This window comes from Mucilaginibacter sp. OK283 (assembly GCF_900110415.1).
Classification (GTDB): domain Bacteria; phylum Bacteroidota; class Bacteroidia; order Sphingobacteriales; family Sphingobacteriaceae; genus Mucilaginibacter.
Genome location: NZ_FODR01000001.1, coordinates 22806 through 35232, shown reverse-complemented (window position 1 = coordinate 35232; position 12427 = coordinate 22806). Strand labels below are relative to the sequence as shown.

The 12427-nt window shown below is 45.6% G+C and carries 10 protein-coding genes; 8 read left to right on the top strand and 2 right to left on the bottom strand.

Going from position 1 to position 12427, the window contains the following annotated elements; genetic code table 11:
• Window positions 1-6: 6 nt before the first annotated feature.
• Genes BMX56_RS00140 through BMX56_RS00130 form a run of 3 tightly spaced genes read left to right on the top strand, consistent with a single transcriptional unit; the run spans window position 7 to window position 2434 of the window.
• Window positions 7-1425, top strand: a complete 1419-nt coding sequence (locus tag BMX56_RS00140; RefSeq protein WP_090637924.1) for an MBL fold metallo-hydrolase — start codon at window positions 7-9, stop codon at window positions 1423-1425.
• A gap of 38 nt (window positions 1426-1463) precedes the next feature.
• Window positions 1464-2024, top strand: a complete 561-nt coding sequence (locus BMX56_RS00135; protein ID WP_090637920.1) for a YeeE/YedE family protein — start codon at window positions 1464-1466, stop codon at window positions 2022-2024.
• A complete protein-coding gene (locus BMX56_RS00130) occupies window positions 2021-2434 on the top strand; it encodes a YeeE/YedE family protein (RefSeq protein WP_090637917.1) in 414 nt (137 codons plus the stop codon). Before BMX56_RS00135 ends, BMX56_RS00130 begins: the two co-directional genes overlap by 4 nt.
• Window positions 2435-2548: 114 nt before the next feature.
• Here BMX56_RS00130 and BMX56_RS00125 read toward each other — a convergent pair whose 3' ends face one another.
• Window positions 2549-5812, bottom strand: a complete 3264-nt coding sequence (locus BMX56_RS00125) for a S41 family peptidase (RefSeq protein ID WP_090637913.1) — start codon at window positions 5810-5812, stop codon at window positions 2549-2551.
• 149 nt (window positions 5813-5961) lie between these two features.
• Here BMX56_RS00125 and BMX56_RS00120 point away from each other — a divergent pair, with 149 nt between their 5' ends.
• The 3 genes from BMX56_RS00120 to BMX56_RS00110 all read left to right on the top strand — a co-directional run bounded on the left by BMX56_RS00120 (window position 5962) and on the right by BMX56_RS00110 (window position 8815).
• Window positions 5962-6522 carry a cytochrome c oxidase subunit 3 gene (locus tag BMX56_RS00120; protein ID WP_090637909.1) on the top strand — a complete coding sequence of 187 codons (561 nt, stop codon included), beginning with the start codon at window positions 5962-5964 and terminating at the stop codon, window positions 6520-6522.
• A gap of 28 nt (window positions 6523-6550) precedes the next feature.
• The gene (locus BMX56_RS00115) at window positions 6551-6973 is read left to right on the top strand and encodes a hypothetical protein (protein WP_090637905.1); all 423 of its coding nucleotides are present in this window, start codon (window positions 6551-6553) and stop codon (window positions 6971-6973) included.
• Between the two features lie 150 nt (window positions 6974-7123).
• Complete coding sequence (locus BMX56_RS00110) at window positions 7124-8815, top strand: hypothetical protein (RefSeq protein WP_218152355.1); 1692 nt, start codon at window positions 7124-7126, stop codon at window positions 8813-8815.
• A 112-nt stretch (window positions 8816-8927) separates the two neighbouring features.
• Here the strand turns inward: BMX56_RS00110 and gltX are convergent, their stop codons facing one another.
• Window positions 8928-10448, bottom strand: coding sequence for a glutamate--tRNA ligase (gene gltX, locus BMX56_RS00105; protein WP_090637901.1), 1521 nt, complete (start codon window positions 10446-10448; stop codon window positions 8928-8930).
• 182 nt (window positions 10449-10630) lie between these two features.
• Here gltX and BMX56_RS00100 point away from each other — a divergent pair, with 182 nt between their 5' ends.
• On the top strand, window positions 10631-11839 hold the full coding sequence (locus BMX56_RS00100) for a sensor histidine kinase (protein ID WP_090641514.1): 1209 nt from the start codon (window positions 10631-10633) through the stop codon (window positions 11837-11839).
• Window positions 11814-12329, top strand: coding sequence for a DinB family protein (locus BMX56_RS00095; RefSeq protein WP_090637895.1), 516 nt, complete (start codon window positions 11814-11816; stop codon window positions 12327-12329). The genes BMX56_RS00100 and BMX56_RS00095 overlap by 26 nt, the downstream gene beginning before the upstream one ends.
• Window positions 12330-12427: the final 98 nt, after the last annotated feature.

The following is a 12427-nucleotide window of genomic DNA, read 5'->3' as shown; positions in this document are numbered from 1 at the left end:
TATATCATGCATATAGAACAAATATATACCGGATGCCTGGCCCAGGGTGCATATTACATCCAATCAGAAAATGAGGTTGCCATTGTTGATCCCTTAAGGGAGGTGAAGCCATACATAGCTAAAGCCAAAGCGGCCGGCGCCACCATCAAGTATGTTTTTGAAACTCATTTCCATGCCGATTTCGTATCGGGCCACATCGACCTGGCACGGGAAACCGGCGCGCAGATTGTTTATGGGCCAAACGCAGTAACCGGCTTTGAAGCGCATATAGCTAAAGATAACGAAACCTTTAAAGTTGGCAAATTCACCATAAAAGTGCTGCACACACCCGGCCATACTATGGAATCCGCCTGTTACCTTTTGAGTGATGAATTTGGCAAAGAAACCGCGTTGTTCTCTGGCGATACTTTATTCATTGGCGATGTTGGCCGGCCCGACCTGGCACAAAAAGCATCCGGGCTGACACAGGAAGGCCTGGCAGGTATTTTGTTCGATTCGTTGCGCACCCGCATCCTGACATTGCCCGATGATGTTATTATTTACCCCGCCCACGGTGCCGGATCTGCCTGCGGCAAAAACATGAGCAAGGAAACCACTGACACCTTAGGCAATCAAAAAAAATACAACTACGCCTTGCGCCCCAACATGACGCGTGAAGAATTTATAACTGAGGTTACCCGTGGATTAACCGCCCCGCCGGTATATTTTCCATTAAATGTTAAAATGAACAGGGAGGGTTACGAAAGCTTTGAAAAAGTACTGAGCCAGGGAACCCAGCCATTAACCCCCGACGCGTTTGAAGCCGCGGCCAACAGCACCGGCGCCATTTTGCTTGACACGCGCGATCCCCAGGTTTTTGCAAAGGCCTTTGTGCCTAACTCCATCAATATTGGCATAGATGGGAGCTTTGCCCCATGGGTTGGCGCGTTGGTGCCGGATATTAACCAGCAAATTTTGTTGATTACCGAAGACGGGCGCGAAGAAGAGGTAGTTACCCGCCTGGCCCGTGTAGGTTATGACCATGCCATTGGTTACTTAAAGGGCGGCATTGCGGCGTGGCAGGCTGCCGGTAACGAAACAGACAGCATTGTATCTTTAACTGCTGATGAACTTGCAGATAAAGTAAGCAACCATAGCCCGGTAAAAATTCTTGATGTGCGTAAAGCACCAGAGTACTATGCCGAACATATATTAGACGCCGAAAACCTGCCGCTGGATGACATCAACAGCAATATGGCCCGGTTGGATAAAAATGAGACTTACTATGTGCATTGTGCCGGAGGATATCGTTCAATGATATTTAATTCGATGCTGAGGGCGCGGGGCTTTACAAACCTGGTTGATGTTCAGGGCGGCTTTAAAGCTATAAAAGATTCAGGCAGGTTTAATATAAGCGCGTATGTGTGTCCAAGCACAATGCCTTGATTAATTTGTAAATTAATAATAAGGATTAATATATAACGATGCTTAATTTGCTCAAACAACCCTGGCCCTGGTATACTTCGGGGGCTGCAATTGCAGCTATCATGGTTTTATTGCTTTATTTCGGAAAATCATTTGGTTTTTCATCAAACCTGCGCACCATCTGCTCCATGGCCGGTGCGGGTAAAAAAGTATCGCTTTTTGATTTCGACTGGCGGGCACAAAAATGGAACCTGCTGTTTTTGCTGGGCTCGGTTTTAGGCGGATTGATATCCGCGACCCTGTTAAAAAACGATGCGCCATTAAAACTGGCCGCCTCTACCGTTACCGATCTTAAAACTATCGGTATAAATTTTGACGGTCAGCTAAATCCCACACAGCTTTTTGGGGTTCATAGCCTTTCTTTCAAAAACATTGTCATCCTGTTATCCGGTGGGTTACTGGTGGGCTTTGGTTCCAGGTATGCGGGCGGATGTACATCGGGGCATGCCATTAGTGGCCTGTCAAATCTGCAATTGCCTTCATTAATTGCGGTCATTGGCTTTTTTGCCGGCGGGCTTATCATGACACACTTTTTGTTACCGCTGATATTATCGATATGAAAGGATTAAGATTTATCATCGCCGGCATCATCTTCGGCATCATCATGACCAAGTCTGAAGCGGTGTCCTGGTACCGCATCCAGGAGATGTTTCGCTTCCAGTCGTTTCATATGTATGGCATTATTGGCACCGCTGTGGTTTTAGGGGCATTGGCTGTTTACATTATTAAAAGGTTTCACATCAAAGACTCGAAGGGCAACCCCATCATATTTGCCGATAAAGAAAAAAGCAGGGCAAAGTATATCATCGGCGGCCTGATATTTGGTCTTGGCTGGGCGCTTACCGGCGCATGCCCCGGCCCTATGTTTGTAAATATCGGCTACGGGTATGTATCCTTTATCATCGTGGTTATCGGGGCATTGGCGGGTACTTACCTCTATGGTTTGTTGCGGCATAAGTTGCCACATTAAAACCAGTTATAAAGTATCGTCAATTAAAAAAACGCCTTAACTTATTGGCTGTTAATGCCATTAATAAGCGAAGGCGTTTTTAATTATTAAGTTAAACTTAAAACAACACCGTTACTATTTATATATAAATGATTTATCCGGGTGTTGTGGTACCTTTGGCGCTCCTACAGGCTTATCGGCTATTTGTTTTTTCAGGTAAGCCAGCGCGGCCTCTAACTGCGCATCTTTTCCTTTGAATGATTCATTAGGCAGGTTATCCACAACTATATCCGGATCAACGCCGTGCCCTTCTATCAGCCATTTACCTTCGGGACCAAACACGCCCATCTCGGCAGCAGATGCTATACCGCCATCAACCATCCTGTTATCGCTTGATAACCAAATCTCGCCGCCCCAGGTGCGCATCCCTATTACTTTGCCCAGGCCCAACCTGCGGAAACCTTCGCTGATTGCTTCGCCGTCTGATGCGGTTTGCTGATCGCAAAGCAATACCATATGGCCCCTGAAAGCATACTGCATGTTCCAGGTTGGCCCGCCCGCGCGGCCCTGCCAGTACATCCACGCTTTACGTAACAGTTTTTCAAGTACCCAGCTATCTATATTACCGCCAAAATTTTGGCGCACATCCAGTATCAGCCCCTTGCGGTTAAAAATCGGATAAAATTGTTTTACAAAGGCATCCATATCATCGCCCCCCATGGCTTTTAGGTGGATATAGCCAATATCATTATTGCTTGCACTATCTACCTTTTGGCGGGTATTATACTCCCACTCGTCATAACGCAATTTGTAGGCATCGTTTGCAGAAAATGGCTTTACTACCTGCTCGTACGGCTTTTTGGTCCTGCTTAAAAGGTTCAGTTTAACGGGGATGCCCACCTTATCGGCCAGTACCTCGCCAATATCATTTACACCGGTAAGCGGTATGTTATTAACCGCGGTAATGATGTCGCCCTCTTTAATTTTTAATTCCGGCTTATCCAGCGGCGAAGAAAAAGCATAGTCTGGGTCGGCTTTATAAATATGTTCTATTTTAACACCTGCTGCAACTTTGCTAAATGTAGCACCCAAAAAGCCCGTGGGTATCTTATCTACGGCTGTACGTTTGTCGCCGCCATACACAAAGGTGTGCAAGGCCGATAGTTCGCCAACCATTTGGCCAAGCAGGTCGTCAAGTTCATAACGGTCGGTTACGCGCGCCAGCAAGGGCTCGTACTGCTTTTTCACATCGGCCCATTTTACTTTGTGCATATCACGGTCGTAAAAATAATCGCGCATCATGCGCCAGGCATCGTCAAACATCTCTTTCCAATCCTCCTGCGGATTGATGGAAAAACTCCAGTTAGCCAAATCGACTTTTGTTTTTTCCAGTTCCATTTTCTGGCCATTGGCGTCACCTACAGCCAACGATTTATTGGTAAACTGGATCAGTATTTTTTTGCCATTGGCCGATACGCTGAAATCCCGTACAAACGATGCCACCTCGGTAGGCTCGTACTTTTTACTCTCTTCAATTTTCAGCGCGAATATTTTGCCGCCATCGTTCTCACCCTCGGGGCCGCTATCCAGCCAGTACAAAAATCCGTTGGCAATAGCTACCGATGCTATATTGCCGCTTTTTACCGGCACCTGGTAAACGCTTTGCATGGCCGTTGCCCAGTCATAAACCTTAGACGGCGCTACCACACCTTTGCTTTTTTTATCGGCTTTTTTCTCCATCTTCTTTTTTTCCATCGCCGTAAAAACCGAATCGGTAAGCCATGAATCTGTTTGCAGGAAGGGGAATTTGGCGCCTGTATCTAACGGCATAGCGTAAATGCCTGCGGTTTGTGTGTAATACGGCTCGGGTTGGCGCGGCCCCCAGGGACTGCGGGTTTTTGAATATAAATTACGCTCGCTCACAAAATACAACCAATTATTATCTGCCGACCAGGCCGGGCTATAATTGTTAAGCCGGGTTGTGGTAACAGCTTTCATCTTCATGGTGCGCGTATCAACCATGCTTATCTGCATGTTGGTATTCTCAATGCTTTCAGTAACGTTCAGCAATAAGCTATTCGGCGACCATGAAAGCTCAGCTATGCCTCCGTAAGTCTTATCGTAAGTAAACTTTATTTCGCCTGTTGTAGCATCGGCTATCCGCAGCACTTCGTTTTTATCGCTGTAGGCCACAAACTTACCATTAGGCGATACCTTGAAAAGAGAGATGGTGGTGGTGCTTTTCTGGGTCATCTGCACCGGCTTGTCAATGCCGTCGGCGCTCATCTTCCACACTTCAAATTCGCCGTTCTGGTCGGATAGTACGGCTATGCTTTTATCGTTTATAAAATGAACGTCTTTTGCCCGGATGCCGCTTTTGGGGTTGATCTCCACCCAGCGATCGCTTTTAGCCGGCGATACAAACACGCGGCCACGACTTACGATAGCCACATAGTTACCATTTGGCGAGATATCCGAAAAGCTGATACTGTTTACCGGTCCTTTTATCCAGCGGGGTTTGCGCTGATCGAAATCAGAGGTGAGGTTAATGTCCAGTAGCCTTTCCTGTTTGGTATTAATATCGTACAGCCAAATATCGGCCCCCTTCTGGTAAACCACTTTTGATTCGTAAATGCCCGGCGTTTGCAAATCCCAACCCTTTGAAAAGGTTTGCTGCTTTAAGTTTTTGCCGCCGGTATCCATCGACCATAGGTTCATGGTGCCGTCCCTATCTGATAAAAAGTAGATGCGGCCATTGTAGTACATGGGGCTGGTACTGGTTCCGTCAAAATCGCCGGTGAGGTTTGTGGCCTCCTGCCTGCCATCAAACTTCCACACCTGCTCTATCAGGCCGCCCTTATATCGTTTTGTTTTACTGCCCTGGTTAGGGAAACGGGTAAAATAAAGCACGCCATTGTCGTCATAGCATCCCAACGAGGCCTGCCATAGCGGTATAATCTGTTTGTTGCCTGTAGCCGGGTTCAGCTTTACCATCTGCGGATTGGGCAGCGCGCTTATAGCTGTGGTTCGGTATAAAATATCGCCCTCTTTTGTCCAGCCAGAAATAAATTCATTGCGGCCGTCATAGTCGTAAGTGAGTCGTTTAGGCACGCCGCCATTAATATCCATCAGGTAAATTTCGGCAACACCTTCGTACTGCCCCGTAAAAGCCAGCTGCTTTCCATCCGGCGATATAGCCGGGTTTTGTTCAACCCCGGCATTGGTGGTTAACCGGGTTGATGCATTACTGGCAAGGTCGTATTTCCAAAGGTCTCCTTCGGCAGTAAATACAACGGTGTTTTTGCTGATGCAGGGCGTTCGGTAATATCCTTTTTGCTGGCTGTAAGCAAATGAAAAACTGAGTGTTAACACAGTTAGAGCGATAAGTTTGGTACGCATAAGTAGCTTTTTTACCAAATATAAATAATGGGGACCTCAAAAGCAATTTGATTGATTTTACGCGTAAAAGTACCCGGCCTGTTTAATGCCAGTTGCGGAAAATACGCCGGCAATTGCACTTTTAACACAACAATTCGCTAATTTTCGGCATGGATGAACGCAAGGATATACAAAACCTGAATGCCCGCAAGTTTATGGTTTGGCTGGCCATAGCATCTTCGTTTATGCTGGTTGCCGGGCTAACCAGCGTGTTCCTGATATCAACCTCGGCAGGCGATGTCATACATACTCAATTGCCGTTTGTTTTTATCGTTAGTACCGTTGTTATACTCGGTAGCAGTGGCACTTTACATGTAGCCGGCAAAAGTTTAAAGCAATTGCAAAATGCCAAATTCCACCTGTACCTAAAAATTACGATGGTGTTGGGGCTACTGTTTATGTTACTGCAGGCTGTTGCCTGGGGTATTTTGCTTCATCAAAAAGTTTATTTTGATATGCATAAAAGCTATCAATCGTTTATTTATGTTTTTGTGGCCGTTCATCTTTTACACATTATAACCGGCATTGCGCTGCTGGGCTACACCCTATCCGGCTCGTTAAAAAACAAGCCCCGGTACAGAATTTTGTACCGCATAGAAATGAGCACCACCTTTTGGCATTTTATAGATATTTTGTGGGTGTATCTTTATTTGTTTTTGGTGTTGAAATAATAAAATCGATTACATAATATGCTGAGTTATGATAATAGTTCCATTTAAATCTGTTGGTTATTTGCTTTTTTCCGATACCCGGGAAGATATAAGGAAAAAACTAAATGAAAAATTTACATCCGGCGTTAAGGGGAAAGATAACTACAAGGATTATTACGATCACTTTAAGCAAAGCGAGCTATTTGTTTATTATGATGAAAAAGGAAATATAAACGCGTTCGAGTATTTCAGGCCCAATCCTGTTTTTAATAATGTTAATCTTTTAGAAACGCGCTACCGCGATCTGGTCTCCCTGTTTCAACGTTTCGATCCTGAATTAACAATTAACCATGATGAATTTACTTCTCTTAAATATGGTATCGGTGTTAATACAATTGACGATCCTGACGAAGAAAATACTATTCCTCAATCAGTAGTTATATTCAAAAGGGGCTATTTTGATTTTATATAAACCGGTTACATATTTCCTTAGCCGTCAGCTGAACGTTACTCTCTCATATATAACTGTTTTCCAACATCAGACAGATAGGGATGCCAAACGCCAATCAATTCACTACGTTAGTGAGTTGATATCCAATTTGACCATACATTTACCTACCCTATGATTTTTACAAAAGCTAATGCTGCCTGCAAATTCATTTTTTGCACTTTGTTTATTTCAATGGCGATAACTGCCCTCGCCCAAAATAAAAAACCAATACCCGCCGATAGTACACCCAGAATTGTTAACATTGTTAACTTCATTCGCCTGCTGGAGCCACGGGATCCGGCAATTACCGAAGATGTATTGTACCAAACTGTGGTAAAACAGGTGGAGATCATGAAAAAGTATCACCTGGGTGGCACATTCCTTTTACAGTATGATGCGCTGATGGATAAGCGATATCAAAAGCTACTGGCAAGCCTGCCAAAGGGGATGTTCGAGATTGGCGCCTGGTGGGAGATCCCGCAGCCTATGGTGGAAAATGCTGGCCTTAAATGGCGCGGCCGCTACCCCTGGGATTGGCGGGCCAACATTGGCTTTTCTACCGGCTATACACCAAAGGAGCGCGAAAAACTGATAGATGTATACTTTCGCGATTTTAAAAAGATTTTTGGCTATTACCCCCAATCGGTGGCTTCGTGGTTTATTGATGCCTACAGCATTAACTATATGTATCAAAAATACCATATCGTGGCTTCGGCAAACTGTAAAGATCAGTATGGCACCGACGGGTATACCTTGTGGGGCGGCTACTGGAACCAGGCCTATTATCCAAGTAAAATAAACTCGTATATGCCGGCCCAGCACGCGCAGAACCAGATCCCTGTTCCCATCTTCCGGATGCTGGGCAGCGATCCGGTACGGCAGTACGATAACGGCCTTGGTACAACCCGGCAACGCGTTGTTACATTGGAGCCCGTTTACAAATTTGGCGGCGGCGATTCAACCTGGGTAAACTGGTTTTTCAAATCATTTACCGATGATCCTTCGCTCGGCTTTAATTATACCCAGGCCGGACAGGAAAACTCTTTTACCTGGGATGCCATGGCCAAAGGCCTCGAAATGCAGATGCCACTGATTGCCAAACTACGCGATGAGCATAAAGTGAGGGTTGAAACCCTCGAACAATCGGGCCGCTGGTTTAAAAAGAAATACCCGGTTACCCCGGCAACTTCATTTACAGTAAGCAACGACATCCCGGGCAGCGATTTGAAAACCGTTTGGTACAACAGCCGCTTTTATCGTATCAATATGCTGTGGGAAGATGGCAGTCTGCGCATTCGCGACATTCATTTGTTTGACGAAAAATTCCCATCGGTATACGAAACCAAAGCTGCGACATCAAACGAATGCACCTTTTTTACCCTGCCTGTTGTGGATGGATACATTTGGAGCAAGCCCGATCATATTGCCGGCTTAAGGCTGAAAAAAATGGTGGATGGAAAGGAAGTCCTGGTAAAAGGATATTCGCCGGTGTTTACAAATACCGGAAAAAGCGGCATGCACATATCATGGCGGCTGAATGAAGGCGGCATGCTGGAAATTGATTTGACCGAGAAGCAAATTAAAATATACATGGATAACAAGGCCAGCTATAATTGGTGTTTGGATATGGATGTAGCTCCCGGTGCTGCAACACCCTATATTAACATCAACCCGAAACAACTGAACTGCAGGTTTGAAAATACAAATTATAAATTAAAGGCTTTGCAAGGAACTCTTTCGAAACCGGCCAACGGTTCTGCCTGGCGCTTAACACCAGAAGGGGATGCAATTGTGCTGGATTTGGGGAATCTTACACGGCCATAGAGATGAAGCTTAATGGCCCGGAAAAGACTTACGAAGTTTTAAAAACTTCGTAAGTCTGGATCTCGACAACTAATTTCGGTTAGTAACCTGCGTTTATTGGTGGCGATGGCACTTACAGGGTAAACGCCGCCAACGCTTTCTCAATCCTGCCAATCGTTTCTTCCTTTCCCAACAAGGCCGCGATATCAAATACATGCGGACCAAATTTACCGCCTACCAGCATAATGCGAAATGGCAACATTACATCCCCAACCTTCAGCGCCTTTTCTTCAGCAAGGGCTTTAAATTTGGTTTCAAAATCATGGGCTTCAATGCCGGCTTCGGCTGTCAATAAAGTAATCAGCGCGTTAAAAAATCCGGTTTTTGCATCTGTCCATTTAGGCTTTACGGCGTTAAGGTCATATTCTTTCGGCTGCTCAAAAAAGTAACCCGCCTGCAAGTAAAAATCAGGCAATACCACACAACGGTCTTTTATTAAATTGATAACCGTTTCCAGCTTAGCATCATCTGTTACAACAATGCCTTTATCGGCCAGCACTGCTTTGACTTTCGGCTTTAAGCTTTCAGCTTTCAGCCTTTTTATCCACTCGGCATTGAACCATTTGGCCTTTTCAAAATCAAACTTAGCGCCGGCTTTGCTCACACGTTCTATTGAAAACTTTTCTACCAGTTCATCCAGCGTAAATAACTCCTGCCCGGTGCCGTCGTTCCAGCCAAGGGTAGCCAGCAGGTTTAAAAACGCTTCAGGCAAAAAACCAAGCTCCCTGAAGCCCGGTGTTAATTCGCCGGTTTTGGCATCAAACCAACTCATAGCGTAAACCGGGAAACCAAGGCGGGCTCCATCGCGTTTGCTTAGCTTGCCATGGCCATCCGGTTTTAATATCAGCGGTAAATGCGCCCATTGCGGCATATCGGCTTTCCAGCCTAAATACTCCCAAAGCAGCAAATGCACCGGTGCAGATGGCAGCCATTCTTCGCCGCGGAAAGCGTGCGAAATTTTCATCAGGTAATCATCAACCACAACCGCAAGGTGGTAGGTTGGCATGCCATCGGCTTTTAGTAATACTTTATCATCAACCAGGTTGGTTTCGAAGCTTACATGTCCGCGAATCATATCGGTAAAGCTTACCGTTTCATCGGCCGGCATTTTTATGCGGATAACGTGCGGGGTATGCGCATCTAACAGTGCATCTACCTCATGCTGGGGCAACGATACCGAGTTTCGTAATGTATCCCGGTACGCCTGCCCGTATTGAAAGTTGGGGATTTCCTTACGGTTTTTGTCCAGCTCTTCTGCGGTATCAAATGCATAGTATGCGTGGCCCTGCATTACAAGGCGTTCGGCATATTCGCGGTAAATGGCTTTGCGCTCGCTTTGGCGGTAAGGGGCATATTGGCCGCCAACAACGGGGCTCTCGTCGGGCTGCAGGCCACACCATTTAAGGCAATCTAAAATATATTCTTCGGCACCTTCCACATAACGCGTTTGGTCTGTATCTTCAATTCTCAAAACAAAATCGCCGTGGTGTTTTTTGGCAAACAAATAATTAAACAACACGGTGCGTACGCCACCAAGGTGCAAACCTCCTGTAGGGCTCGGCGCAAAACGTACTCTTACTTTTTTATCGGTCATAGTTGGGCAAAGATAAGGTTATTTTAGATGTGCAAATTCCAGATTTCAGATGTGCAGATTTTTTTGATACTACCTGGTATATAGTAATATGAAAAATGCCCTAAAACCGTTCATTCATCTGCATATCTGAAATTTGCACATCTGAAATCTAAAAAAATCCCGTTATTTGAACCGTGGCCAGTATAAACCCGTATCAGCAAAAAAAAAGGTGGAAGTATTTACTGCTCGCATTTGCGACTGTTATTGCCAGCGGTTCGTTATTTTACACCAGCTACCTGGTTAAAAATATAGCCCGGTCCGAGCGTACCCGTGCGCAGGTTTGGGCCATGAGCATGCGGCAGATCCTGAACTCCGACGATAACGACTTTTTGAAATATACTATTGCCGTTCGCGATAGCCTGGTGGTGCCTGCCATTGTTACCGATGCCAAAGGCGATATTCGTTTATCACGCGGACTGGATACCACCAAAACCTATATTGATTTGCCTTCGCCCGGCAAAAAATACGACCTTCAGTATTTTAAGGACGAACTGGAATACATGAAAAAGCAGCACGAGCCTATCAGGCTGCAAATATTAGGCGAAGAAAACTTTGTTTATTATAAAGATTCGGCACTCTTAACGCAGCTCAAGATTTTTCCATATGTACAGCTATCTGTTATTGCCGTGTTTTTGCTGATGGCTTATACCGCGTTCAGCTCGTCGCGTAAATCGGAACAGGACCAGGTTTGGGTGGGGCTGGCCAAAGAGACAGCTCATCAATTAGGCACCCCGATATCTTCACTGATGGCCTGGATTGAGCTGATGAAAGAGAAGTTTAACGCCGAGGATGACGTGCTGGTTGCCGAAATGGAAAACGATGTAAAGCGACTGGAAATTGTTGCCGACCGTTTTTCAAAAATCGGTTCGAAACCTGTACTTGAAGAGCATGGCGTTTACGCAGTGGTTAAAGATTTTGTTGATTATTTTAAGGTACGTGTAAGTAAAAATATCACTTTTGAAATGAGCGGGAATCCGCATTTGAAGGCCGGCCTTAATATCCCGCTATTTGACTGGGTTATTGAAAACCTGCTAAAAAATGCCGTTAACGCCATTGATGGCAAAGGCACTATTAAAGTGGAAATCAGCGGTAATAAAGTAAAAAACCAGGTGTTTATTGATGTAACAGATACAGGCAAAGGCATTCCCCGCTCCAAGTTCGACACCGTATTTCAACCGGGTTACACCACCCGTAAACGGGGCTGGGGCCTGGGCCTTTCGCTCACCAAAAGGATGATAGATAACTACCATAACGGGCAGATATTTGTAAAAGACTCGGAGCTGGGCAAGGGCACAACTTTTAGGATTGTATTAAAAAACACACGCAATGATAAGCAGACCAAAGAGCGATGAATATTCGCCATTCGCGGCCGGTTATATAGGGCTGGTACCCGATGAAAATGTAATTGAAAAGCTTGAACAGCTAATGGCATCAAGCTATCAGTTATTTAGCGGCCTGACCGAAGAACAGGGCGCGTACACCTATGCTCCCGGCAAATGGACAGTTAAACAAGCGCTTGGCCACATGATTGATACCGAGCGCACTTTTGCATACCGCACCCTGGTTTTTTCGCGCAACCATATTGAGTTGCCCGGTTTTGACCAGGATATTTACGTTGCAAATCACGATGTAAACAACATTAGCGTTAAAAACCTGGCCGAAGAGTTTAGGGCTACCCGCCTGTCAAACCTTTACATGATTAAGGGTTTTAGTGATGAGCAGCTATTGCGCGATGGCATTGCCAGCAGCAGCCGCTTTACCGTACGGGCTTTTGTATATATGCTGGCCGGACACGAGTTGCATCACCTGAATATTTTTAGGGATAGGTATGGCATTGCGTAACCTTGCCAAGAGTGGTAAAACCAGCGAAATGCTGAAGGGGGTATATCGCATGGCGGCGACGACTCACCCCGACGAGGCTACGCCCGTCTGCCCCTCTC

What these genes read in the sequence shown, in the direction of transcription:
- BMX56_RS00140 (WP_090637924.1), top strand. Translation starts at nt 7, where the DNA reads ATGCATATAGAACAAATATATACCGGATGCCTGGCCCAGGGTGCATAT.
- BMX56_RS00135 (WP_090637920.1), top strand. Translation starts at nt 1,464, where the DNA reads ATGCTTAATTTGCTCAAACAACCCTGGCCCTGGTATACTTCGGGGGCT.
- BMX56_RS00130 (WP_090637917.1), top strand. Translation starts at nt 2,021, where the DNA reads ATGAAAGGATTAAGATTTATCATCGCCGGCATCATCTTCGGCATCATC.
- BMX56_RS00125 (WP_090637913.1), bottom strand. Translation starts at nt 5,812, where the DNA reads ATGCGTACCAAACTTATCGCTCTAACTGTGTTAACACTCAGTTTTTCA.
- BMX56_RS00120 (WP_090637909.1), top strand. Translation starts at nt 5,962, where the DNA reads ATGGATGAACGCAAGGATATACAAAACCTGAATGCCCGCAAGTTTATG.
- BMX56_RS00115 (WP_090637905.1), top strand. Translation starts at nt 6,551, where the DNA reads ATGATAATAGTTCCATTTAAATCTGTTGGTTATTTGCTTTTTTCCGAT.
- BMX56_RS00110 (WP_218152355.1), top strand. Translation starts at nt 7,124, where the DNA reads ATGATTTTTACAAAAGCTAATGCTGCCTGCAAATTCATTTTTTGCACT.
- gltX (WP_090637901.1), bottom strand. Translation starts at nt 10,448, where the DNA reads ATGACCGATAAAAAAGTAAGAGTACGTTTTGCGCCGAGCCCTACAGGA.
- BMX56_RS00095 (WP_090637895.1), top strand. Translation starts at nt 11,814, where the DNA reads ATGATAAGCAGACCAAAGAGCGATGAATATTCGCCATTCGCGGCCGGT.